19 protein-coding genes are annotated in these 24,022 nt (G+C 73.8%); 9 read left to right on the forward strand and 10 right to left on the reverse strand.

All coding sequences use genetic code 11. The features are described from left to right. Positions 1–131: 131 nt before the first annotated feature. Positions 132–515: a hypothetical protein gene (locus tag HCN51_RS23090; RefSeq protein ID WP_168011547.1), complete on the reverse strand. Its 384-nt coding sequence runs from the start codon at positions 513–515 to the stop codon at positions 132–134. A 43-nt stretch (positions 516–558) separates the two neighbouring features. Beyond that, positions 559–1,707 carry an AMP-binding protein gene (locus HCN51_RS23095; protein ID WP_168011548.1) on the reverse strand — a complete coding sequence of 383 codons (1,149 nt, stop codon included), beginning with the start codon at positions 1,705–1,707 and terminating at the stop codon, positions 559–561. Between the two features lie 100 nt (positions 1,708–1,807). Here HCN51_RS23095 and HCN51_RS23100 point away from each other — a divergent pair, with 100 nt between their 5' ends. Next, a complete protein-coding gene (locus HCN51_RS23100; protein WP_240973158.1) occupies positions 1,808–2,701 on the forward strand; it encodes an o-succinylbenzoate synthase in 894 nt (297 codons plus the stop codon). Further along, positions 2,698–4,359 (forward strand): 2-succinyl-5-enolpyruvyl-6-hydroxy-3-cyclohexene-1-carboxylic-acid synthase, encoded by a 1,662-nt coding sequence (gene menD / locus HCN51_RS23105; RefSeq protein ID WP_168011550.1) that lies wholly within the window; start codon positions 2,698–2,700, stop codon positions 4,357–4,359. The genes HCN51_RS23100 and menD overlap by 4 nt, the downstream gene beginning before the upstream one ends. Positions 4,360–4,609: 250 nt before the next feature. On the opposite strand, the gene HCN51_RS23110 is transcribed toward menD, so the two are convergent. Next, a complete protein-coding gene (locus HCN51_RS23110) occupies positions 4,610–5,506 on the reverse strand; it encodes a 5'-3' exonuclease (protein WP_168011667.1) in 897 nt (298 codons plus the stop codon). Positions 5,507–5,604: 98 nt separating this feature from the next. Continuing rightward, positions 5,605–6,813, reverse strand: a complete 1,209-nt coding sequence (locus tag HCN51_RS23115; protein ID WP_168011551.1) for a PP2C family protein-serine/threonine phosphatase — start codon at positions 6,811–6,813, stop codon at positions 5,605–5,607. 155 nt (positions 6,814–6,968) lie between these two features. Between HCN51_RS23115 and HCN51_RS23120 the strand changes: the two genes are divergently transcribed. The 6 genes from HCN51_RS23120 (at position 6,969) to HCN51_RS23145 (ending at position 14,498) form a co-directional block, all read left to right on the forward strand. After that, the gene (locus HCN51_RS23120) at positions 6,969–8,078 is read left to right on the forward strand and encodes a M24 family metallopeptidase (RefSeq protein ID WP_168011552.1); all 1,110 of its coding nucleotides are present in this window, start codon (positions 6,969–6,971) and stop codon (positions 8,076–8,078) included. A gap of 179 nt (positions 8,079–8,257) precedes the next feature. Continuing rightward, the gene (locus HCN51_RS23125; protein ID WP_168011553.1) at positions 8,258–9,016 is read left to right on the forward strand and encodes a protein phosphatase 2C domain-containing protein; all 759 of its coding nucleotides are present in this window, start codon (positions 8,258–8,260) and stop codon (positions 9,014–9,016) included. Positions 9,017–9,110: 94 nt separating this feature from the next. Next, positions 9,111–12,131, forward strand: coding sequence for a helix-turn-helix transcriptional regulator (locus HCN51_RS23130; protein WP_168011554.1), 3,021 nt, complete (start codon positions 9,111–9,113; stop codon positions 12,129–12,131). Between the two features lie 138 nt (positions 12,132–12,269). Beyond that, positions 12,270–13,136, forward strand: a complete 867-nt coding sequence (locus HCN51_RS23135; RefSeq protein WP_168011555.1) for a terpene synthase family protein — start codon at positions 12,270–12,272, stop codon at positions 13,134–13,136. 258 nt (positions 13,137–13,394) lie between these two features. Next, positions 13,395–13,988: a GTP-binding protein gene (locus tag HCN51_RS23140; RefSeq protein WP_080040261.1), complete on the forward strand. Its 594-nt coding sequence runs from the start codon at positions 13,395–13,397 to the stop codon at positions 13,986–13,988. Positions 13,989–14,012: 24 nt separating this feature from the next. Further along, entirely contained in the window at positions 14,013–14,498 is a 486-nt protein-coding gene (locus HCN51_RS23145; protein ID WP_168011556.1) for an Lrp/AsnC family transcriptional regulator, read from the forward strand. A 162-nt stretch (positions 14,499–14,660) separates the two neighbouring features. On the opposite strand, the gene HCN51_RS23150 is transcribed toward HCN51_RS23145, so the two are convergent. From HCN51_RS23150 to HCN51_RS23175, 6 genes are read right to left on the reverse strand one after another with little or no spacing between them, the layout of a single operon-like run. Then, the gene (locus HCN51_RS23150; RefSeq protein WP_346433756.1) at positions 14,661–15,650 is read right to left on the reverse strand and encodes an N-acetylglucosamine kinase; all 990 of its coding nucleotides are present in this window, start codon (positions 15,648–15,650) and stop codon (positions 14,661–14,663) included. Then, a complete protein-coding gene (locus HCN51_RS23155; protein ID WP_168011557.1) occupies positions 15,635–16,894 on the reverse strand; it encodes a 6-phospho-beta-glucosidase in 1,260 nt (419 codons plus the stop codon). Before HCN51_RS23155 ends, HCN51_RS23150 begins: the two co-directional genes overlap by 16 nt. Beyond that, positions 16,891–17,784 (reverse strand): ABC transporter permease subunit, encoded by an 894-nt coding sequence (locus HCN51_RS23160; RefSeq protein WP_168011558.1) that lies wholly within the window; start codon positions 17,782–17,784, stop codon positions 16,891–16,893. Before HCN51_RS23160 ends, HCN51_RS23155 begins: the two co-directional genes overlap by 4 nt. Continuing rightward, positions 17,781–18,725, reverse strand: a complete 945-nt coding sequence (locus HCN51_RS23165) for an ABC transporter permease subunit (RefSeq protein WP_168011559.1) — start codon at positions 18,723–18,725, stop codon at positions 17,781–17,783. The genes HCN51_RS23160 and HCN51_RS23165 overlap by 4 nt, the downstream gene beginning before the upstream one ends. Position 18,726: 1 nt before the next feature. Then, the gene (locus tag HCN51_RS23170) at positions 18,727–20,058 is read right to left on the reverse strand and encodes an extracellular solute-binding protein (RefSeq protein ID WP_168011560.1); all 1,332 of its coding nucleotides are present in this window, start codon (positions 20,056–20,058) and stop codon (positions 18,727–18,729) included. A 22-nt stretch (positions 20,059–20,080) separates the two neighbouring features. Further along, the gene (locus tag HCN51_RS23175; RefSeq protein ID WP_168011561.1) at positions 20,081–21,277 is read right to left on the reverse strand and encodes an ROK family protein; all 1,197 of its coding nucleotides are present in this window, start codon (positions 21,275–21,277) and stop codon (positions 20,081–20,083) included. Between the two features lie 194 nt (positions 21,278–21,471). On the opposite strand from HCN51_RS23175, the gene HCN51_RS23180 reads away from it, so the two are divergent. Next, entirely contained in the window at positions 21,472–23,781 is a 2,310-nt protein-coding gene (locus HCN51_RS23180) for a HelD family protein (protein WP_487353030.1), read from the forward strand. The last annotated feature ends 241 nt before the right edge of the window (positions 23,782–24,022 follow it).

The following is a 24,022-nucleotide window of genomic DNA, read 5'->3' on the forward strand; positions in this document are numbered from 1 at the left end:
GTGGGGCGGTTTCGCGTCCGCACGGCGCACCAGTATCAATAACGCCAATCGCCGTCATTTGTTCCCGTACGCCCCTGCGAGATGAAAAAGGGGCGGTTCGCCCCTTGTGCGGAACCACCCCTGCGGCAGGTCTATTCCGCGGGCTCGGCCTGTCCGGACACGGTGCCGCCAGGGCCGGACTCGACCTGCTCGGGCCCGACCTCGAACTGGCCGGGCGTCACTTCGGGCATCGGCATGGGCTCGGCGTCCTCCATCCGCTCGTCGGTCCAGTAGTCGATGACCTCGCGCGGGTCGGGGTTGACCTCGGTGGAGACCACGAGGCCGTCGTCGCTGGTGCTCTTGGGGGCCGGGGCCTGCTGCTCACCGGACGGCGACGCCTTCTCCACCACGGCTCGGGTCTCCCTCGCGACCTGGTCGAGCTTGCCCGCCGAGGCGGCCGCCGCGACTGAGGCGCCCCCGACGACGATGACGCCGACGACGGCCGCGGATGCCCACATCTTGCGGGTCTGGTCCATGAAGGCTCCCTCCTTCTCCCCAATATGACGCAGCCGCAACTCGTCAGGTTCCTGCTCTCAGCCGTACCAGATCGGTCTTGCCGTTGGGCAGCAGGGGCAGTGCGGGGACGAGCCGCAGGTCGCGCGGGGCGGCGTGAGGGGGAAGCCTATCGCGGCAGTACGCCCTCAATTGCTCAAGCGTGGGCGGTGTGTCGGGGTTGGCGGGCACGACGACGGCCGTGACCAGCTCGCCCCATTCGCGGTCCGGGGCGCCGATCACGGCCGCGTCGGCGACCTCCGGGTGGGTGCGCAGCACGTCGGTCACAGCGCCGGCCACGACCTTCTCGCCGCCGGTGTTGATGACGTCGTCGGCCCGGCCCAGCACGCGCAGCCGGCCCTCGCGCAGCTCGCCGAGGTCGGAGGTGACGAACCAGCCGCCGTCGAGCGGGGCGGCGGGCACGCCGAAGCGGTAACCGGAGAACAGCACCGGGCCCGCGATCCTGATCAGGCCGTCCTCGCCGATCTTGACGTCCACGCCGTCGAGGGGCCGCCCGTCGTACACGCAGCCGCCGCTCGTCTCGCTCGACCCGTACGTGGTCACGATGCGCGCGCCCCGCTCCCTGGCCCGTTCCAGCAGGCCGGGAGGGGCGGCGGCGCCGCCGAGCACGATCGTCCTGAACACCGACAGGTCGGCCCCCGCCTCCACCAGCCGGTGCAGCTGGGTGGGCACGAGGGAGACGTGGTCGGCGCCCGAGCGCAGCACCGCGCCGGGGTCGAACGCCGGATGGATGATCGGCTCGCTGCCGGACAGCAGGGCGCGTACCAGGACCTGGAGGCCGGAGACGTGCGCGACGGGCAGGCAGCACAGCCAGCGCTCACCCTCGGCGGCCTCGACGCGGCGCAGCGAGGCGGCCGCCGAGGCGCGCAGGGCGGCGGCGGAGAGCAGCACGCCCTTGGGCGCGCCGGTGCTGCCGCTGGTGGCGATCACCACCGCCACGTCGCCGGGCACGCCCTCGCCGCCGTCGAGCGGGACGCCGCCGGCGTGCGTGGGACGCAGGGCGGCCACCGCGGCGCCGGCGTGGCCGGGGGACAGGGGGAGGACCGCGGGCCCGTCACCGGACAGGGCGTCGCGCACGGCCGCGAACAGGGCGGGGCCCGGAGGCTGCACAATGGCATGCAGCGGACGGTCCGGATGCGACGGGTTCCTCCACATGCTCGTAAGGTTAATGGCGACAGGTCGGACAGCGGCGCAGGGGAGGGTCGTGACGCGTTCTCCCGTGGCTCCAGCGGGTCCCAGAGTCTTCAGGATCCCGATGCGCACGCGGTTCCGGGGGCAGACCGTCAGGGAAGGGGTGCTGCTGCACGGCCCGGCGGGATGGGGCGAGTTCTCGCCGTTCCCCGAGTACGGCCCGCGCGAGAGCGCCCGGTGGCTGGCGTGCGCGCGCGAGGCGGCCTTCGAGGGCTGGCCCGAGCCGGTGCGCGACAGCGTGCCGGTCAACGCGACCGTCCCCGCGGTCGACCCGGAGTCGGCCCACGAGATCGTGCGCCGCTCGGGCTGCGCCACGGCCAAGGTCAAGGTGGCCGAGCGGGGGCAGACGTTCGACGACGACCTCGCCAGGGTCGAGGCCGTCCGCGACGCGCTCGGCCCCTCGGGGCGGCTGCGCGTCGACGCCAACGGCGCCTGGGAGCCCGGCGAGGCCGTGCGCAGGCTCAAGCGGCTCGACCGCTTCGACCTGGAGTACGCCGAGCAGCCGTGCGCCACGCTCGACGAGCTGGCGGCCGTGCGGCGGGCCTGCGACGTGCCGATCGCGGCCGACGAGTCGATCCGCCGCGCCGACGACCCGCTGCGGGTGCGGGCGGCCGAGGCCGCCGACATCGCCGTGGTCAAGGTGCAGCCGCTCGGCGGGGTGCGGGCCGCGCTGCGCGTGGTGGAGGCGTGCGGGCTGCCTGCCGTGGTGTCCAGCGCCGTCGAGACGTCGGTGGGGCTCGCGGCCGGGTTAGCGCTGGCGGCGGCGCTGCCGGCGCTGCCGTACGCGTGCGGGCTCGGCACGGTGTCGCTGCTGTCGGGCGACGTGGTGGCGGACCCGCTGGTGCCGGTGGACGGCCGGCTGGCGGTCAGGCGCCCCTCGGTAGATTTTCAGCATTTGTCGGCTTTTGAGATTGAATCTCCCCAGTGGCTTCGCCGGATGCAGGAGGCCTCACGTTGAACCCCGCTACCGCGCTGGCCACCGTACTGGTCGACGAGCTGGTGCGCTGCGGCCTGACCGACGTGGTGCTGGCCCCCGGCTCCCGCTCCGCCCCGCTCGCGCTCGCCCTGCACGCCGAGTCCCGGGTCCGCCTGCACGTACGCGTGGACGAGCGCTCCGCCTCCTACCTCGCCCTCGGCCTTGCCAAGCGCTCCGAGCGGCCCGTCGCGCTGATCTGCTCCTCCGGCACCGCCACCGCGAACTTCCACCCGGCCGTCATCGAGGCCGGCGAATCGGGCGTACCGCTGCTCGTGCTCACCGCCGACCGCCCGCCCGAGCTGCGCGGCACCGGCGCCAACCAGACGATCGACCAGATCAAGCTGTTCGGCACCGCCACCCGCTGGTTCGCCGAGGTCGGCGTGCCCGAGGACCGTCCCGGGCAGGTCGCCTACTGGCGTTCCCTGGCCTGCCGCGCCTACCAGCGCGCCGCCGGTGCCGGCAACCCCGGCCCCGTGCACCTCAACCTCGCCTTCCGCGAGCCGCTGATCCCCGACGGCGACACCGGCTGGTGCGAACCGCTCGACGGCGGCGTCTCCGGGCCGTGGGTGCGCGCCCGCGTCGCGCCCCCGCCCATCGCCCTGCACATCCCGCCCACCAGGCGCGGCGTCCTCGTCGTCGGCGACGGCGCCGCCAACGTGCGCCGCTACGTCGCCGCCGCCGGCATGGCCGGCTGGCCCGTGCTGTCCGAGCCGAACGGCGGCGCCCGCTACGGCGACCACGCCATCTCCACCTACCACTACCTGCTCAGCACGCCCGAGTTCGCCGACACGCACCGGCCCGACGTCGTCGTCACCCTCGGCCGGCCCGGCCTGTCACGGCCGCTGCTGTCGTGGCTGCGGCGGGCCGAGGAGCACATCGTCGTCGCCCCCGACCTCGACCGCTGGCCCGACCCCACCCGCTCCGCCACCCAGGTCGCCCAGGCCGTCGAGATCCCCGTCGCCTCCGGCGACGACTCCTGGCTGCACGCCTGGCGCCAGGCCGACCTCGCCGTCCGCGCCGCCATGGACGAGGTCCTCGACCTGTCCGGCACCAGCGAGCCGCGCCTGGCCAGAGACCTCGTCGACGCCCTGCCCAACGGCGCCCTGCTGTTCTGCGGCTCCTCCATGCCCATCCGCGACCTCGACCAGGCCATGCGGCCCCGGCGCGGCATCCGCCTCATGGCCAACCGCGGCGCCTCCGGCATCGACGGGCTCGTCTCCACCGCCATGGGGGCCGCCCTGGCGCACAACGGGCCGTCGTACGCGCTGCTCGGCGACCTGTCGTTCCTGCACGACCAGAACGGGCTCATCCTCGGGCCCCGCGAGCCGCGGCCCGACATCTGCTACGTCGTCGTCAACAACGACGGGGGCGGCATCTTCTCGCTGCTGCCGCAGGCCGCCGTCCGGGATCCGTTCGAGCGGGTCTTCGGGACGCCGCACGGGGTGGACCTCGGGTACGTGGCCGCCGCCACGGGCACGCCGTACACGCTGGTGGGGGACATCGGCGACCTGCCGAAGGCGTTGCGCGGGGAAGGGCCCCGGATCGTGGAGGTGCGGACGGACCGGGAGGAGAACGTGCTGGTGCACGCCCGGCTCCGGGATGCGGCCCAGGACGCCGTCCGCTCCTACCTCGCCACCTGACGCGGCCCGCCCACCCCTCCCGGCCCACCGCCTGCGCCCGCCCTTCGGCCCCACCCACCTGGGACTCCTGGCATCGCCTCTGGCATGGCCTCCCGGCGGGGCCTCCCGCCTGGGCCTTCCGCCTCGGCCCGGTACCGGCGGCTTCACCTGCCCCGGCGGGCTCTCTCGTGGCGCCGGGTCGGCGGGGTGGTGTGCGGCGGAGTCCGGCGCGAAGTGGTCGGCGCGTCGAGGGCGGGTCGCGGGCGAGGGATCAGCGGCCGAGGGCGTCCAGGAGGCGGTTGAGCGGGCTGTCCAGGCCGTAGCGGTCGGCGAGGCGGACGAGTGCCTCCGGGTCGCGGGGCTTGGCGGGCAGGGTCAGGTCCACGTCGGGGAGCGGCGCGTCCGGGGCGACCTTGACGACCGCGGGCGCCGCGGCCAGGTAGTCGCGGGCGGCGGCCAGGCGGGTGCGGCTGCCCGCGGGGAAGCCGTCCGTGACGCCCGCGTCGAGGGCCTCCAGCAGGGCGGGCAGCGAGCCGAAGCGGGTGATGAGGGCGGCGGCGGTCTTCTCGCCGACCCCGGGCACGCCCGGCAGCCCGTCGCTGGGGTCGCCGCGCAGGGTGGCGAAGTCGGCGTAGGCGCGGCCCGGCACGCCGTACTTGGCGGTGACGAACGCCTCGTCCACGATCTGCAGGTTGCGGATGCCGCGCGCGGTGTAGAGGACGCGCACGGGACGGGAGTCGTCCACGAGCTGGAACAGGTCGCGGTCGCCGGTCACGATGTCGACGGCGCCGTCGCCGGCCCGGTGGGTGAGGGTGCCGATCACGTCGTCGGCCTCGTAGCCGGGCGACTCGAGGCGGGCGATGCCGAGGGCGTCGAGCACGTTCTGGATGACCGCGATCTGCGGGACGAGCGCCTCCGGCACCTCCTCGGTGTCGCCGTGCGCGACGCGGTGCGCCTTGTACGTCGGGATCGCCGCCACCCGGAACGCGGGCCGCCAGTCGGCGTCCATGGTGGCCGCCAGCGCCGCGGGCTGGTGCTGGCGCACGAGGGTGGCGATCATGTCGATGAGCCCGCGTACCGCGTTGACCGGCGAGCCGTCGGGAGCCTTGATCGACTCCGGGATGCCGAAGAAGGCGCGGAAGTAGAGGGACGGGGTGTCCAGAAGCATCAGCACCCGTCCATGGTGGCACTTCCCGCAGGCCGGCGGGCCCCCTCAGCCGGCCGCCTCAGCCCGGCCGTCTCTCTGGCCGCCTCAGCCCGGCCCCCTCACTCGGGCCCGCCCAGCACCCCCACCGCCAGCAGGCAGGCGTCGTCCTCCGGGTTGGGGCCGCCGATGTCGGCGAGCAGGCGGTCGAGCCCGCCGTCCAGGTCGTGGCCCTCCAGCTTGCGCGCGGCCGACATGGCCAGGTCGAGGCCCACGTCGATGTCGCGGGTGCGCCGCTCCACCAGCCCGTCGGTGAACATCAGCAGCAGGTCGCCCGGCTGCAGCCGGGTGGTCGCCAGCTCGTACGGGCTGCCGGACGCCGCCCCCAGCAGCACGCCCCTGGGCTGCGGAAGCTGGCTGGCCACGCCGTCGCGCACCAGGATGGGCGACAGGTTGCCCGCCTGGCCCCACGCGAACACCCGCGTCCGCGGGTCGAAGTGGCCGATGATCGCGGTGGCGGTGGTGTCCTTGAGCTGGTGCAGGACGAGCTCGTTCAGCCAGTCGAGCAGCCGGTTGGCGGCCTGCCCCGTCATGGCGAGGCCGACGAGGGCGTGGCGGAGCTGGGCCATGCGGGAGATCGCGGGCAGGCCGTGGCCGGAGACGTCCCCGATGGCGAGGAGTTGGCGGCCGTCCGGGGCGGGCGCGGCCTCGAACCAGTCGCCGCCCAGGTTCGCGGTCTTCTCCGCCGGTACGTACCGGACCGCGATCCTCGTCCGCGGCAGGTCGAGGCAGCCGTCCGGCTCGGGCAGGATCGCCTCGCGCAGCGCGAGCATGACGTGGCGGTCCTCGGCGGCCCGCTCGCGGGCCTCCAGGAGCTGGCGGCGCGACTCCGAGACCATGCGCTCGGCGCGGCGGCGGCCGGTGATGTCCTGGATGACGCCGTGCATGCCGATCGTGCCCTCCGGCCCCGTCAGCGGCTCCAGGACGACGCGCAGGTCACGCAGGTCGGCGGAGCCGGGCCCGCGGCGGATGCGGAACTCCGCCTGCACCGGCTCGACGCTCTGCATGACCGACCACATCAGGCGGTCGAGCGTGGCCACGTCGCCGGGCTCGACGTGCTCGGCCAGGTCGGGCAGGGCGATGGGGCCCTCGCCCGGGTCGCGGCCGAAGATCACGTACACCTGGTCCGACCAGATCGTCTCCCCTGTGTGCAGGTGCCATTCGGCCCAGCCCATGTTGCCGAGCCGCTGGGCGTGTGCCAGCCGTACGGCGAGCATCTCGGCGTCGCTCTCGTGCCCGAGCAGCTCGGCCGCGCCTATGACGTCGACCATGTGTCTCACTCTCGACGCGCGATGGAATCCGACAATTGGCCCCACACTACGTGATCGATCGTGAACGGTGTGTAGTGGAGGCTTGGTACATGGTGCGATTTTCCGTGGATTTTAGGAGCGGATTTTGGGCGTCCCGTCCGGAGTAGATTGAGCCTGTGACGTCCTCAGACCTGTATCCCGTGTCCCGTCTCGCCGCCGTCCAGGAGGCCACCGCCAAGGCCGGCCTCGACGCCCTGCTGCTCACGCCCGGCCCCGATTTGCGTTACGTCAGCGGCTACGACGCCAAGCCGCTGGAGCGGCTGACGTGCCTCGTGGTGCCCGCGTCCGGGGAGGCGTACATGATGGTGCCCCGCCTGGAGCTGCCCGCCGCGCAGGCGTCGCCCGCCTCGCGGCTGGGGCTGGAGTTCGTGGCGTGGGACGAGACCGACGACCCGTACGCGATCGCGGCGGCGCGCCTCGGCCGGGTCGGCAAGGTGGGGCTGGCCGACCGGATGTGGGCCATGTCGTCGCTGCGCTTCCGCGAGGTGCTGCCCGAGGCCGAGCAGGTGCTGGCCGGCAGCGTCCTGCGGGAGCTGCGCATGCGCAAGTCGCCCGCCGAGGCGGCGGCGCTGCGCGAGGCCGGGCAGGCCATCGACGCCGTGCACCGGCAGGTGCCCGAGTTCCTGCGGGCCGGGCGCACCGAGCGCGAGGTGGCCCGGGACATCACCGAGGCGATCCTCGCCTCCGGGCACCAGACGGTCGACTTCGTGATCGTCGCCTCCGGCCCCAACGGCGCCAGCCCCCACCACGACGTGTCCGACCGCGTCATCCAGGCGGGCGAGCCGGTCGTCGTCGACATCGGCGGCCAGCTCCACAACGGCTACTGCTCCGACTCCACCCGCACCTACAGCGTGGGCGAGCCGCCGGCCGAGTTCGCCGCCTACTACGAGGTGCTGCGCCAGGCCCAGGAGGCGGCCTGCGCGGCGGTGCGGCCCGGGGTGTCGTGCGAGTCCATCGACGCCGCCGCCCGCCGCATCATCGCCGACGCCGGCTACGGCGAGTACTTCATCCACCGCACCGGGCACGGCATCGGCATCGAGACGCACGAGGAGCCGTACATCGTGGCCGGCAACGGCGAGCCGCTGGAGCCCGGGTTCGCGTTCTCGGTGGAGCCCGGCATCTACCTGCCGGGGCGGCACGGGGCCCGGATCGAGGACATCGTGGTGTGCACCGAGAGCGGTGGCGAGCGGATGAACGAGACGCCGCGCGAGCTGGTGATCGTCTAGACCCTGGGCGGCACGCCACGCCTGCACCCCGGACGCGCCCCTACTCGGCGCGTCCGCGCCGTCCGGACCTGGCCCTGTCGCGAACGCCGCCGGCGGGATGCGGGCATGGGGGGCGGGGTGCGGGCGTGTTGGGGGCGTGGCGCGCGGGCGGGGTGGGCGGCTGTGGCACAGTCGCTGTCATGTTCGCGGAGATCACGTTCGCCACCAGGCCCGGCCCGGAGCGGCCCAACGAGGACCTGGTGATCGCCGGGCCGTCCTGGATCATCGTCCTCGACGGGGCCACCGCCGCGGCCGGGGTCGACAGCGGCTGCGTGCACGACGTCGCCTGGCTGGTGGGGCGGCTCGGGGGAGCGCTGGCCGCCCGCCTCGCCGCCGACGACGGGGCGTCCCTGGCGGCGGTGCTGGAGTCGGCCATCGAGGAGACCCGGGCGGCGCACGGCGGAGCCTGCGACCTCGGCAACCCCGACTCGCCGTCCGCGACGGTCGCCCTCGTGCGGGCCCGCGCGCGGGTCGAGTACCTCGTGCTGGGCGACTCGACGGTGGCGCTCGCGCGGGCGGACGGCACGGCCGAGGCGGTGAGCGACGACCGGCTGGAACGGCTGCCGGGCGGGCGGCCGTACAGCCTGGAGCTGGTCCGGCGGATGCGGAACGCGCCCGGCGGGTTCTGGGTGGCGGGCGCCCGGCCCGAGGCGGCCAGGCAGAGCGTCACCGGCGAGCTGGACGCCGGCGAGGTGCGCGGGGTCGGGGTGTGCACCGACGGGGTGACGCGGCTGTGCGACTGGTACGGGTGGAGCTGGGAGTGCCTCCTCGACGTACTGGCCGGGCGCGGCCCGGAGGCGGTGATCGGGGCCGTGCGGGAGCTGGAGGCGGCGCGCGGGCCGGCGCGCGGCAAGCGTCACGACGACGCCACCGCCGTGTGGGGCCGGCTGCCGCACTGAAATCACGCCCCTCCCGGCCTGAGGTGCGGTCCGACGTGTATCAGGCGCGGTCTCCGCCACTCTGGGATTCTGAGGGCCGGCGGAGGGAGGGCGCATGTTCGTCGGCAGAACGGCGGAGCTCGCCTCACTGCGCGCGGAACTGCGCGCGGCAGGCACAGGAGCCGCCAGGAGGGCCGTGGTCGAAGGACCCGAGGGCATCGGCAAGACCGCGCTCATCCACCACGCGCTCGGCGGGGAGGCGAGCGTGCGGGTGCTGGCGGTGAGCGGCGAGGAGAGCGAACGGGAGCTCCGGCTCGGCGTCATACGCCAGCTCATGGACGAGGCGGCCCTGCTGGACTCCGGAACGAGCGAGGCTCCGGGCGGAGAAACCGGCGCGGCGGACCATCGGCCGATCGGCGGGATGGATACAGCCGGTCGGCGTCCGGTCGAGGGGCCGGATGCGGCACCTGGGCTCGCCGCATGGGGGAGCGGGACGGCGCACGAGGTGGATCCGTGCGTGGCCGGGCACGCGGTGTGCGACCTCGTCGCCCGCCTGTCGGCGCTCGGGACGCTGGCGGTGGTCGTCGACGACGCGCAATGGGTGGACAGGGCGTCGCTGCGGGCCCTCAGCTACGTGCTGCGGCACCTGCGGGCCGGTCGCGTGCTCGTCCTGGTGGCGTGCCGCGACCTGGCCGACCCGTGGCTGCCCGACGGCCTGCGGCGGCTGCTCGCCGCCGACGGCACGCTGCTCGTCACGCTCGACGGCCTGAGCCCCGCCGACCTGGCCGAACTCGCCACCGACCCCACCCTGACGGCCGGACATCGAGGACTCGGGACGTACGCGTCGCTCACGGGCACGCCGCCGGAAGTACCACGGCCTGAGGCGCCGCGACCGGACACGCCGCGACCGGAGCCGCTGCGATCGAACGGGACGCGAGCGGAGCCGCTGCGGTCGAACGGGACGCGGCCCGCGGGTGTGGTGGAGGCGGCGAGGCGGTTGCGGGAGCACACGCTGGGCAACCCGCTGCACGCCCGCGCCCTGCTCGCCGTCCTGCCGCCGGCGGTGCTCGCCGACCCCGGCGTGCGGCTGCCAGCGCCCGAGAGCTATCGGCGGCCCTTCGCCCGCCGCCTGCACGACTGCGCCCCCGCCACGCGGAGGCTGGTCGAGGCCTGTGCCGTCATGGGCGGGCCGTGCCCGCTGCGCGTGGCGGCGGCCGTGGCGACGGGGATCGACGAGCCGCTGAACACGCTGGAAGAAGCCGTCGCGGCCGGGCTGCTGCGCGAGCTGCCCGGCCGCCTGGTCGACTTCCCTGAGCCGCTGGCCAGGGCCGCCGCCTACGACGGCATCGGCGCGGGCGCGCGGGCGCGGCTGCACCTGGCCGCCTCCCGGCTGGCCGACGACGACGGCGGGGCGGCGCTGCGGCACCGGGCCGCCGCGGCGGACGGGCCGGACGAGGCGCTGGCGGAGGAGCTGGCGGGGTTCGCGGCCAAGGCGGCGCAGCACGGGCTGTGGCAGGAGGCCGCCGCCCACCTGGAGCTGGCCGCCGGTCTCACCGAGTCGCCGGGGCGGCGTGACGAGCTGCGCACGGCCGTTCTGGAGCACGTCCTCGTCGGGGGCGACGTGATCCGCGCGGCCGAGCTCGCCGCCGCGCGCAACGCCGACCCGCGGCCGGTGCGCCGGTACGTGCTGGGCCGGCTCGCGCTGGCCGCCGGGCGCTTCGACGAGGCGTCCGAGCTGCTGGGCGAGGCGTGGCGGAACGCGGAGCCCGGGTTCGCCGCCGACGTGGCGGAGCAGCTCGCCTGGCTGCACCTGGTCACCGGGAACCGGGCGGAGTCGGCGCACTGGGCGCGCCTGTCGATCGAGCAGCCCATCGCGGGGCCGGTCGCCAGGCCGTACGACGTGCTGGCGCTGGGCGGGGCACCCGGCGCCGGCGCGCCCTCCGGCAGCCTCGCCGAAGCCGTGGCGCACCTGGCCCTCGACGAGGCGGGCCAGGCGTGCGCCGTGCTGAAACGGGCCGTGACCGCCGCGGGCGCGGCGGGGCTGCCGCACCACCGGCTGCTGGCCACGGCGCTGCTGGCGGTCGCCGAGCACGAGCTGGCGCGCTGGGACGAGGCCGTGGCGCACGCGGAGTCGGCCCTGGCGGAGGCGTTCGCGCTGGGGCAGCGCTGGCTGCTGCCGCTCCTCGACGCGGCCTGCGTGGCGCCGCTGGAAGCCAAGGGCGAGCACGAACGCGCCCTCGCTCACGCGGTGGCGGCCGTCTCGGCGGCCCGGGGCATGCGGCACGCGATGGGCGAGCGGCAGGCGGACCTAGCCATGGCCCTGCTCGGCGCGGCCGACCTCCCGGCCGGGGTCTCGTGCCCGGGCGCCGGCGCTTTCGTCCCGGATCCGCGCCCCGCCAGGGTGGAGGCGCTGGTCGCCGACGGCCGCCTGGAGGAGGCGGAGCGAGCACTGGAAGCGTACGACCAGGACCGGCCTGGAGGGGACGGGCGGCTGGATCCCCCCGACCAGGGCCGGCCGGACGGGGGCGGGCGGCTGGAGGCGAATGACGCCGCTGAGCCGGGCAGCGGGCGGCTGGGCGAGCGGGGCCGCGACGGGTCTGGAGAGCGGCGGCGCAGGCAGGCGGAGCGGGTCAGGCTCGGTGGGCTGGTCCTGGCGGCGCGGAACGTTCCAACCGAGGCCGAGGAGGCGTTCGGGTGCGCGTTGAAGCTGGTCGAGGAGGGCGTGTGCCCCCTGGAGGAGGCGCGGACGCTGCTGGACCTGGGCAGGCTGCTGCGCCGCACCGGCAGGCGCAGGGCGGCGGCCGAGCGGCTGGGGGCGGCACGGGCGATCTTCGACCGGCTGGGGGCACGCCCGCTGGCGGAGCGGTGCGCGCAGGAGCTGGAGGCGTGCGGGCTGGAGCCGCCGGCGACGGTCCGGCTCGGGCTCACCCCGCAGGAGCTCAGCACGGCCACGCTGGTCGCGGGCGGGCTGACGAACCGGCAGATCGCCAGGGAGCTGCTGATCAGCGTGAAGACGGTCGAGTACCACCTGGGCAAGATCTACACGAAGCTGGGCATCGGGTCGCGGGTGGCGCTGGCCGCCAAGCTGGCCGCGTACGGGCCGGAGGTGTCGTTCCCGGCGGGCGAAGCAGACTGATCGGTCACTCAGCTGATACCTTGATCGGTAGATCACGATCATGAAACAATTGCCCCACAGGTGTGTATCCGGGTATGGGGGGACGTCGCCGATGGTCCGCGAGCCGATCGAGCGGCCCAGGATGCGGGACGCGTAGGGATGCGCGACGGCGAGCTGGACGAGGCGTTCGAGGTCGGCAGGACGTGCGCGCTGGCCGCGGAGTGCGGCAGGGATCTGCGGCGGTGCGCCCAGATGTACGCCGGCCTGTTCCCGGGTGCGGCTTTCGGCGCCGACTTCTTCAGCTCGCTGACCCTGGCGACCGCCTTCAGTGCCCCGTGGGTCCGTGCGGACCGGCTGAAGGTGGCCAACAGGGCGGCCCTGTGGGTGACGGCGGTGGAGCGGCTCGTCGATCGCGCCGCGGCCACCCGGGAGCAGGTCGAGCGCCTGACGAGGGAGTGCCTGTCGGTCGCGGAGGGCGCGGTGCCGCGCTCGCCGGCCACGCGGTTCCTGGCGGACCTGCGCGACGAGCTGGCCACCACCGGCGACTTCGGCGACCTGCGGGGCGTCTGGCGCGACCAGCTCGACCGGACGCTGGCGGGCATGGCCACGGCCTGGGTGTGGCGCGACACGAACACGGTGCCCACCCTGGCCCGCTACGTGGACAACGCCGACAGCCGCGGCTCGTGCTTCGTGGACCTGTCGCACTGGATCTACACCGCCGACGACTGGGCCAGGGCCCACCTGGAGGAGCTGTGCGCGGTCAGCCGGCAGGTGCAGCGTTACCTGCACCTGCTCGGCGACGTCGCCTCCTACCGCAGGGATCTGAGCTGGGGCGATCTGAACGTGCTCGCGCTGGGCGTGGACAGCGTGGACGTGGCGGCCGCGATGGCGGAGCTGGCGCGGGCGGCGGAGCGGCGTATCGGGCCGGTGTGCGCACACAGCCCGCGTACGGCTTCCTACCTGCGCAGACGCCTCGGTTTCCAGGCGGGTGTCACCGGTATTTCGGACTACCAGCGGGTTACCTAAAGGACTCGTCTGATTCCATGACAGACAAACTTGACACCAACCTTGTTAGATCCGCGAAAAAAGTGGCTTGAGGCGACAAACCGTGACATTTTGTTTCTTGTAAAAGATTGCGGCTTGAGTGGAAAATGTGGCGTTGCTAGGGTGTCTCGATGCCAGGCATGTGGATCGACCCCTCTCAGGCGAACCTTGACAGGTGCCACTGACCGGCACCTCAGGGGCGGGGCCGCGCATGCGCGGGATAGGTACGGGCGGTGCTGGATGGAATTCGGTCGCATAGACCGTTGGCGGCTGCCGACCGCGATCAAGATCTTGATCGCGGGGGGATTCGGTGCGGGCAAGACCACGATGGTCGGCGCCGTGTCGGAGACCAGGCCTCTCCGTACGGAAGAGGCGCTCACCCAGGCGGGCACCCACGTCGACGACCTGTCCGGCGTCGAGCGCAAGCTCACCACCACCGTCGCGATGGACTTCGGCCGCATCACGATCCGCAACGACTACATGCTCTACCTGTTCGGCACCCCGGGCCAGGAGCGCTTCTTCTTCGTGTGGGACGAGCTGGCCATGGGCGCGCTGGGCGCGGTCGTGCTGGCCGACACCCGGCGGCTGGACGACTGCTTCCCCTCCGTCGACTACTTCGAGAAGCGCGACCAGCCGTTCATCGTGGCCCTGAACTGCTTCGACGGCGTCTCGCCCTTCACCGTCGGCGAGGTGCGCTCGGCGATCGGCCTGGAGCCGGACATCCCGATCGTGCGCTGCGACGCGCGCCGCCGCGACTCCGGCAGGGAGGTGCTCATCACCCTGGTCGAGCACGCGATGCGCAGAGGAGCCTCCCCGGTCGGGACCATGTCGTGACCATGACCGGCTACCTTTGATGCGATGGAGGAGATCGACCGCCGGATCGTCACGCTGCTGGCCCGCGACGGCCGCATGAGCTTCACCGACCTCGCCCGGGAGACCGGGCTGTCCGTGTCGGCGGTGCACCAGCGCGTACGCCGCCTGGAGAAGCGCGGGGTCGTGCGCGGCTACGCCGCGATCATCGACCACGACGCCGTGGGGCTGCCGCTGACGGCGTTCGTGTCGATCAAGCCGATCGACCCGGCCGCGCCCGACGACGCGCCCGAGCGGCTGGCACACCTGGCCGCCATCGAGGCGTGCCACAGCGTGGCCGGCGACGAGAGCTACATCCTCAAGGTGCGGGTGGCCTCCCCGGCCGCGCTGGAAGACCTGCTGCAGCAGATCAGGGCCTCGGCCAACGTCTCGACCCGCACCACGGTCGTGCTGAGCACCCCCTACGAGCACCGCGCGCCCAACGTCGACCCCGACGGCGCGGACCCGTCCGGCGAGCCCGACGGCCCGGCCTGACCGCACGGCGACTCATCCCGGCGCGCACCCGTCCGGTGGCCCTCGCCTGACCGCGCGGCGACTCATCCCGGCGCGCACCCGTCCGGTGGCCCTCGCCTGACCGCGCGGCGACTCATCCCGGCGCGCACCCGTCCGGTGGCCCTCGCCTGACCGCGCGGCGACTCATCCCGGCGCGCCGGTGAGGTAGCAGGAGCGCAGGCGCGCCAGGGCGGCCTTCCCGGCGCCCAGCCGCTCCAGCCCCAGCAGCCCCGCCCCCATGACGGGCGGCAGCCGCGCCACCACGAGCCGCGCGAGCGGCGCCCGTCGCGCGAACAGCTCGTCCAGCAGCCCGGTCAGCAGCGGGTCCCCGGCCGTCAGCAGCCCGCCGCCCAGCACCACCTCGGCCGGCGTCCCGAGCAGGCCGAGCCGCCGCAGGCACACCTCGGCCAGCACCGTCACCTCCTCCGCCTGCCGCTCCACCAGCGCCGTGGCCACCGCGTCGCCGTCACGGGCCGCCGCGAGCACGCCGGGCGACAGCTCGTGCAGGCTCTCCTCGTCGATCCGGCCGAAGTGCAGGCCCAGCACGACCTCCTCCACGGTCGCGGCGCCGAAGTGGGCGGCCACCAGCCCGGCCAGCGCGGTCGGCGCGCCCCTGCCGTCCTCGGCGCGGGCCGCGTGCCACAGCGCCTCCGCGCCCAGCCCCTGCCCGCCGCCCCAGTCGCCGCTGATGCGGCCGAGCGCGGGAAAGCGGGCGACGGCGCCGGTGGGGGAGACGCCGACCGCGTTGATGCCGGCGCCGCACACCACGGCCACTCCCCACGGCGCCGACGCTCCGGCCCGCAGCAGCGCGAACGTGTCGTTGCGCACCACCACGTCTGCGCCCAGCCCGCGCGCGGCGAACCCGGCGGCCAGTGCCTCCTCCTCCACGGGCAGGTCGGCGCCCGCCAGGCAGGCCGACACGTGGGCGAACCCGGTGCGCGGCACCCCGTCCGGCAGCGCGCCGAGCGCCGCCGCGACCACGTCCAGCGCCGCCGCCACGCCGTCCCGCTGCGGCAGGAACGGCCCCGACCGGGCGGCGGCCAGCACCTGCCCGTGCTCCGACACCACGGCCACGTCGGTCTTGCTGTTGCCGCCGTCCACGGCCAGCACCAGGCGCACTAGCCCACCGCCCACGGCAGGTGCTCCCGCCCGGCCTCCAGCAGCAGGCCCGTCAGCTCCTCGGCGAGCTCGTCCTGGCCGATGAGGGGGTGGGCGAGCAGGGCGTCCCTGACCCGGTCCGCGCCGCCGTGCAGGGCCGCCTCCAGGGCCAGCGTCTCGTACGCGGACACGTGCGCGATCAGCCCCGCGTACAGGGGCTCCACGGGCGGCACCGGCAGCGGCACGGCCCCCGACGCGGTGACGGCCGCCGGCACCTCGATCACCGCCTCGTCCGGCAGGAACGGCAGCGTGCCCGCGTTGCGCAGGTTCACCACCTGGGTGTCGCCCCGGTCGCCGAGCAGGGAGGCGACGAGCGCGACGGCCGCCTCCGAGTAGAACGCCCCGCCCCGCCGCGACAGCAGGTCGGGCTTGGTCACCACGGCCGGGTCCGCGTACAGCTCCAGCAGCCGCGCCTCCATCTCCGCCACCTCGGCCGCGCGCGTCGGCTTCGCGCGCTGCTCGCGTACCACCTCGTCGTGGGCGTAGAAGTAGCGCAGGTAGTAGGAGGGGACGGCGCCGAGCCGGGCCAGCAGCCCGGGCCGCAGGCCCAGCGACGCGGCCAGCTCCGGCCCGTGCGCGCGCAGCAGCTCCGGCAGCACCTCCGCGCCGTCCAGGGTGACCGACCGCTCCCACGTCAGGTGGTTGAGACCGACGTGGCCGAGCGCGACGCGCGCGGGGTCGGCGCCGAGCCAGGCGGCGAAGCGGCGCTGGAAGCCGATGGCGACGTTGCACAGGCCGATGGCGCGGTGCCCGGCGTCGAGCAGCGCCCGGGTGACGATGCCGACCGGGTTCGTGAAGTCGACGATCCACGCCGCTGGGGCCACCTCGCGGACGATCGAGGCCAGCTCCAGCACGACCGGCACGGTACGCAGCGCCTTGGCCAGCCCGCCGGCGCCCGTCGTCTCCTGCCCCACGCACCCGCACCGCAGCGGCAGCCGCTCGTCCACGTCGCGGGCCGCCTGCCCGCCCACCCTGAGCTGGAACAGCACCGCGTCCGCCCCCTCCGCGCCGCGCGCGAGCGAGGAGGTGGCCAGCACCCGCGCCGGATGCCCGGCGTGGGCCAGCATCCGGCGCGCCATGCCCGCCACCCGCTCCAGCCGCGCCGCGTCCGGGTCGACGAGGGCCAGGTGCGTCACCGGCAGCTCCTCGCGCAGCCGCGCGATCCCGTCCACCAGCTCCGGCGTGTACGTCGAGCCGCCCCCGACCACCGCGAGTCTCAACCCTTCACCCCCGTCAACGTCACGCCCTCGATGAAGACCCGCTGGGCGAGGAAGAACACGACGATCACCGGGGCGGTCACCAGCAGGGTGGCCGCCATGGTGAGGTTCCACTGGACGCTGTGGAACGCCTTGAATGTCGCCAGGCCGAGCGACAGCGTCAGGTCCCGCTGCTCGACCCCGGCGTACAGCAGCGGCCCGTAGTAGTCGTTCCAGCAGTAGAAGAACTGGAACAGGGCCACGGCCGCGACCGCGGGCCTGGCCATCGGCAGGATCACCTTGAGCAGGGTCATGAGGTCCGTGCAGCCGTCCACCCGGGCCGCGTCGGTGTAGTCGCGCGGGATCGTGAGCAGGAACTGCCGCAGCAGGAAGATCGAGAACGCGTCCCCGAGCAGCGTCGGCAGGATGAGCGGCCACAGCGTCCCGGTCAGCCCCAGCCGCGCCCACACCAGGTAGATCGGCACCGCGACGACCTGCGGCGGCAGCATCATGGCGGTGACGACCAGCAGGAACGCCGCCCTGCGCCCGCGGAAGCGGAAGCGGGCCAGCGCGTAGGCCGTGGGCACCGACGAGACCACGGTGAACAGCGTGGCGAGCGTCGCGTACAGGAACGTGTTGCCGGCCCAGCGCAGCAGCGCGGACTTCTCGAAGACCTCCGCGAAGTTCGCCCAGCTCCACTCGTGCGGCCACAGGTCGCTGGTCAGCGCCTGCTGGTCGCTCATCAGCGCGGTCAGGCCGATGAAGACGACCGGGGCCAAGAACATCAGCGCCAGCGCGACCGCCAGGGCGTGCGTGGCGACCCACAGCAGCACCCGCCGGCGGCGCGCCCTGAGCCCCTGGCGGCGGGAGCCGCTCGCGAGGACCTGGCGGGGCGTGGTGATCGTGGCGCTCACGACACCTCCCCGGCCCGGCGGAACTGCCGCAGCAGGAGCAACGTGAAGATCATCGAGGCGGCGAACAGGAGGAGGGCGAGCACGCAGGCGTACCCCATCGTGTAGTCGCGGAAGCCGACCTGGAACAGCCACTGCGGCAGCGTGAGCAGCGACTCCTCCGGGTAGCCGGGGGTGAACGAGCTGCCCGGCGAGTCCGTCACGCCCGAGGCCACGCGGGAGGCGATCATGGCCTGGCTGAAGTACTGCAGGGCGTAGATGACGTTCGTCACCAGGGAGAACATCAGGACGGGCGCGATCGCGGGGAGCGTCACGCTGCGGAACTGCCGCCACGGGCCGGCGCCGTCGATGGCGGCGGCCTCGTACAGGTGCCGCGGCACGTCCAGCATCGCCGCCATGAAGATCACCATGAGCTGGCCGCAGCCCCACAGCGACAGCAGCGTCAGGCTCGGCTTGGACCAGGCCGGGTCGCCGAACCAGTCGGGGCCGTGGATCCCGAACAGCGCCAGGAACTGGTTCCACGGCCCCGTGGCCGGGTTCAGCAGGAAGACGAACGTGATCGTGCCCGCGGCGGCCGGCACCAGCGAGGGCAGGTAGAAGATCGTGCGGAACAGGCCGGCCCCGGCCTTGAGCCTGACCACGAGCTGCGCCAGCGCCAGCGAGAACAGCACGGTGGCCGGCACCATGACGGCCACCAGCCACAGCGTGTTCGCCGCCGACGTGCGCACCCTGGGGTCGTGCAGCAGGTAGCGGTAGTTGTCGAGGCCGGTGAACTCCAGCGTGTACATGTCGTAGCGGTGGAAGGAGAAGTACACCGTGGACAGCAGCGGGTAGACGAAGAAGATCGCCACCCCGGTGAGCCACGGCGCCAGCCAGACGAGGGCCCGCAGGCCCTCCCGGTCGCGCAGCCGGCGGTGGGGGAGCCCGTGGGAGAGCGCGCTCACGTCAGCCTCCGGACAGCTTCAGCTTGTCGTCGATCAGCTTGTCCACGCCCTTGAGCCCGGCGTCCAGGTCCGGTACGCCGCCCTTCTCCCACTTGGCCATGAACGAGGCCATGGCCTCCTGGTTGAAGACGCTGTTGACGGCGGCCGGCAGGGTCGAGGTCTTCGGGTGGGAGAAGATGCCGAGGAACGTGGCGAAGTTGGCGTCCTTGGCGAGGTCGGGTGACCGCATCGACGCCTGCGTCGTGGGGACGTTGCGCAGCGCGTTCGACAGGGTCACCAGCGACGCGGTGTCCGTGGTGAGGTGCTTGACCAGCTCCCACGCCTGCTGCGGGTGCTCGGCCCCCTTCGGCACGCCGATCACGGTGCCCGCGGTGAAGCCGCTGCCGTACAGGTCGGGGCGGTCGTCGGCGACGGGCAGCGGGGCGGTGCCGTAGTCGAGGTCCTTCGCCTCGTTGGCGATCATGGCGTTGCGCCACTCGCCGTCGAGGACCATGGCGACCTTGCCCTTGTAGAACGGGTGCTCGGCGCTCCACTCGTCGCCGAGGCCCTTGCGGAAGGTGTCCAGCTTGTCGTGGCCGTACCAGTCGACCAGCTCCTTCTGCCAGGTCAGCAGCTTCTTCCAGGCCGGGTCGGAGCCGATGGCCGAGGTGCCGTCGGGGTGGTACCAGGTCGCGCCGACCATGGGGGCCAGGTGGCTGGGGCTGTTCTCGTAGTACTGCACGCTGGGGATGAAACCGGCCACCTCGATGTCGCCCTTGGCGTTCCTGACCGTCAGCTTCTTGGCCAGCGCGGTCAGCTCGCTCAGCGTCCTCGGCGGCCGCTCGCCCTTCATCAGGGCCTTGTTGTAGTACAGGCCGTACGCGTCGGCGAGCAGCGGCAGCGTGCACTGCCGGCCCTCGAACGCCGTGTAGGAACGTGCCACCGCCGGCAGCACCGACAGGTCCACGCCGTCCTGCCGGATCACCGGCGTGAGGTCCTGGAACGCTCCCGACCTGCACCATTGGGCGACGTTGTCGGTGGTGAACGAGGCCGCGACGTCGGGCGCCCGGCCGCCGCGGATGGCCTGGGTGATCTGGTCGTCCTGGACGCCCTTGACGGCCTTGACGGTGATCTGCGGGAACTTCTTGCGGAAGCCGGCGATGGCCTGCTCGAACGCCTTGACCTCGGCGTCGGTCGAGAAGCCGTGCCACAGCTCGATCGTGGCGGCCGGAAGGGACTGCGAGGCCGATCCTGAGGGACGGGGCCGGTCGCCGAGCGAGGGCCCGGCCTGCCGGTTCGCGGTGCAGGCGGTCAGCGCGAGAGCCGCGGCGACAGCCAGGGGGACGAAGCGCACGGGGGGTGCCTCCTGCCATCGATCACATGGGGACGGTCGAGCCGAAGACCTCCTCCCGTACGGCGTCGAGCGCGAGGTCCAGGGCTCCTGCCAGGACCGGGTTGCCCTCGACGGTGGACAGCCGCACCGGCGGCCGGGGGATCGTCAGCGCGTGCAGCTCGTGCTCGACCAGCTCGCGCAGCAGCTCGCCGCCCGGCAGCACGGCGCCGCCGGTCAGCACGATCAGTGCCGGGTCCACGACCGCCGTGATGGCGGCCAGGCCCACGGCCAGGCGGGCGGCGACGTCCCGCAGCCCCGCTCTGGCGTCCTCGGCCCGCTGGCCGGTGCCCGCCGCCGCGCGCACGGCGTTCGCGACGGCCTGGCGGAAGTCGGCGCCGCGCACGCCGTACGAGCGCAGCAGCTTGAGCACCGCCTGCCCGCCGGTCAGCGCCTGGTAGCCGTGGTCGGCGTAGCGGCCGGACTCGCGGGCCGTGGGCGCGCCCGGCGCGGGCATGTAGCCGACCTCGCCCGCGCCGCCCGTCGCGCCGCGGTGCACCCGGCCGCCCAGGACGACGGCCGCGCCGATGCCCGCGTCGGCCCACAGCAGCACGAAGTCGCGCTGGCCGCGGGCCGCGCCGTGCGCCTGCTCGGCGACCGCGACCAGGTTGACGTTGTTCTCCACGTCCACGGGGACGCCGAGCCCGGCGCTGAGCGTCGGCACGAGGTCGGGCAGGTGCCAGCCGGGCACGTCCTTGGCGGCGGCGTACCCGAGCCGGCCGGTGGTCGGGTCCATCGCGGCCTGTACGCCGATGACGACGCGGCGCAGCTTGTCCGGCGGCTGCGCGCCGAGCAGGGCGGCGTTGAGCCGGTCGACGAGCTCGCCGTGGGGGCGGCGCGGGGTGGGCAGCGTGTGCTCGCCCACGACCGTGCCGGTGATGTCGGCCACCCTGGCCTCGATGCGGTCGGGGGTGACGTCGAGCGCGCCCACGTACGCCGCCGCCGGGTTGATCCGGTAGACCTCCGCGGTACGGCCCGGCAGGCCCTCCCTGATGCCGTCCAGCACCACCAGGCCCGCCTGCTGCAGCCGCGACAGGAGCTGGGAGGCCGTGGGCTTGGACAGCCCCGTGAGCGCGCCGATCTGGGGGCGGGTGAGGGGGCCCCGCTCGAGCAGGACCCGCAGGGCGGCGCGATCATTGATGGCGCGGAGCAGACTGGGGGTCCCCGGTACCGGATCGCTCACCGCTGCCTCCCGCGCTGGGGTTAGTAAACTTTACTAACCTATACGTCGACAGAAGAACAGCGGTCAAGAGGTGAAACCAAGACGTGACCCGGCCCTGGGAAGGGGGAAAGTGATGGGAGTGCCTCTACAGGCATGCTAATGTCGTCGTTTGTCGTAACAACAAGCAGAATGGCCCGGAGTGTCCCATTAACCACATTAATGGTCAGGCGGCAACTCGTCAAACCGAGCTCACCAAGGAGCAGGCGTACGTCACCCGCCTGTACGACCGCCTCGACACGCTGCGCGAGCGCACCCAGCGGCAGCTCAAGGAGGTGCTGGCCACGGGTGCCGTCGGCACGATGCAGAACAGGTCCGAGCGCGACACGTTCGCCGACATGTACGCCTCCCGCCTCGCCCGGCTCTGGGCCGTCGAGCGCGGCCTGGTTTTCGGACGGCTCGATCACCTCGACGAAGGCCGGCTCTACATCGGCAAGCTCGGCATGACCGACGACGAGCAGCACCGCCTGCTCATCGACTGGCGGGCGCCCGTGGCGCAGCCGTTCTACCGCGCCACCCCCACCGCCCCCATGGGCGTCACCCGGCGCCGCCACCTCCAGACCAAGGGCCGCACCGTGGTCGGCGTCGACGACGACCTGCTCGACCTCGACTCGCTCACCGACGACGACCGCGCCACCCTCAACGGCGAGGCCGCGCTGCTCGCCGCGCTCGACGAGCGGCGCACCGGCCGCATGCGCGACATCGTCGCCACCATCCAGTCCGAGCAGGACCGCGTCATCCGCAGCGACCTCAACGGCGTGCTCGTCGTGCAGGGCGGCCCCGGCACCGGCAAGACCGTCGTGGCGCTGCACCGGGCCGCGTACCTGCTCTACACCCACCGCGAGCGGCTCGAACGCCGCGGCGTGCTCATCCTCGGGCCGAACCTCACGTTCCTGCGCTACATCGAGCAGGTGCTGCCCTCGCTCGGCGAGACCGACGTGCTGCTGTCCACCGTCGGCGAGCTCTACCCCGGCGTCACCGCCACCGCCCGCGAGCGGCCCGAGGTGGCCGCGCTCAAGGGCGACCTGCGGATGGCCGAAGTGATCGCCAAGGCGGTGCGCGACCGGCAGCGCGTTCCCCGCCAGCCCATCGAGCTGACCATCGGCCGCACCACGCTCACCATCGACCGCGCCATGCTGGAGGCCGCCAGGAACAAGGCCATCCGCTCGCGCCGCCCGCACAACCAGGCGCGCGCCGTGTTCGTCCGCTCGCTGCTCACCGCCCTGGCCAGGCAGCAGGCCCGCAAGATCGGCAAGGGGCTCATCGACGAGGAGGAGCTGGCCGACCTGCGCGAGGAGCTGCGCACCGAGCCGGTCGTCAAATCCGCGCTCAACCGCCTGTGGCCCTACTTGACGCCCCAGCGGCTGCTGCTCGGCCTGTACGGCTCGCCCGAACGGCTCGGCTACGCCGCCTCCGCCCTCACCCCGCAGGAACGGGCCCTGCTGCGGCGCGCCGGCGGCGACTGGACCGAGTCCGACGTGCCGCTGCTCGACGAGGCCGCCGAGCTGCTCGGCGACATCGACGAGCAGGTGCTGCGCGCCAGCGCACTCCAGGCCGAGGAGGAGCTGGCCGCCGCCCGGCAGGCCGAGGAGAGCCGGCGCGAGGCCGAGCTCGCCTACGCCCGCGAGGTGCTGGAGCTGACGGGCCTGTCCGACGTCATGGAGGCCGAACGGCTCGCCGAACGCCAGCGCGGCGAAGGCCCCTACCTCACCACCGCCGAACGCGCCGCCGCCGACCGCACCTGGGCCTACGGGCACATCATCGTGGACGAGGCGCAGGAGCTCTCGCCCATGGCGTGGCGGGCCGTCATGCGGCGCTGCCCCACCCGGTCCATGACCATCGTCGGCGACATCGCCCAGACCGGCTCCGCCGCCGGGGCCCGCTCCTGGGCGGAGGTGCTCGACCCGTACGTGGCCGGGCGCTGGCGCCAGGAACGGCTCACCGTCAACTACCGCACCCCCGTCGAGCTGATGGAGGTCGCCGCCCGCGTCCTGGCCACCATCGACCCCGCCCTCCAGGCGCCCACGTCGGTCCGCGAGGCCGGCGCGCGCCCCTGGGCGGCGCCGCTCTCCGCCCTGCCCGAGCTGGCCAAGCAGGAGGCCGGGGAAGGCGGCAAAGTGGCCGTCGTGGTCCCCGACGCGCTGCTGTCCGAGCTCGGAACGGAGATCGCCACCAGCGTCCCCGGCACCGTCGTCGTCACCCCCGGCGCCGGCCGCACCCGCGGCGCGGAAGCCCTCGACGCGCCCGTCGCCGTCATGGGAGTGACCGACGCCAAGGGCCTCGAGTTCGACTCCGTCATCGTCGCCGAACCCGACCTCATCGCCGCCCAGTCGCCACGAGGGCCGAGCGACCTGTATGTTGCTCTCACGCGTGCGACACAACGGCTCGGCGTCGTCCACGAACGCCCGCTGTCACAGGCGTTGCGGGGCTTGCCAGGCCGTCCTCCGGCGCCCGCAAATGGGCTTTGACCGGCTTTGCGACCACCGGCCGAACATGTCCCACCTGCGGAAACTTGATGTTCCTGCTGATCGGGACACGGTTGACATCTGAGGTGGAGTCGGTAGTTTGCTGCGCAGTCCAGCACGGGACTTGGCCGGTTGGCCGTCTCTGACATCGCCGGATCCTGCGTCCGTGACGGAGCGTGACTCCGTCCACACAGCCAGGTGCAGGGCCGTCGGTCCGTCGAGTCGGGGCACCCCAACCGGGCGG

Origin of the sequence: Nonomuraea composti (genome assembly GCF_012034275.1) — a bacterium.
Taxonomy (GTDB): Bacteria; Actinomycetota; Actinomycetes; order Streptosporangiales; family Streptosporangiaceae; genus Nonomuraea; species Nonomuraea composti.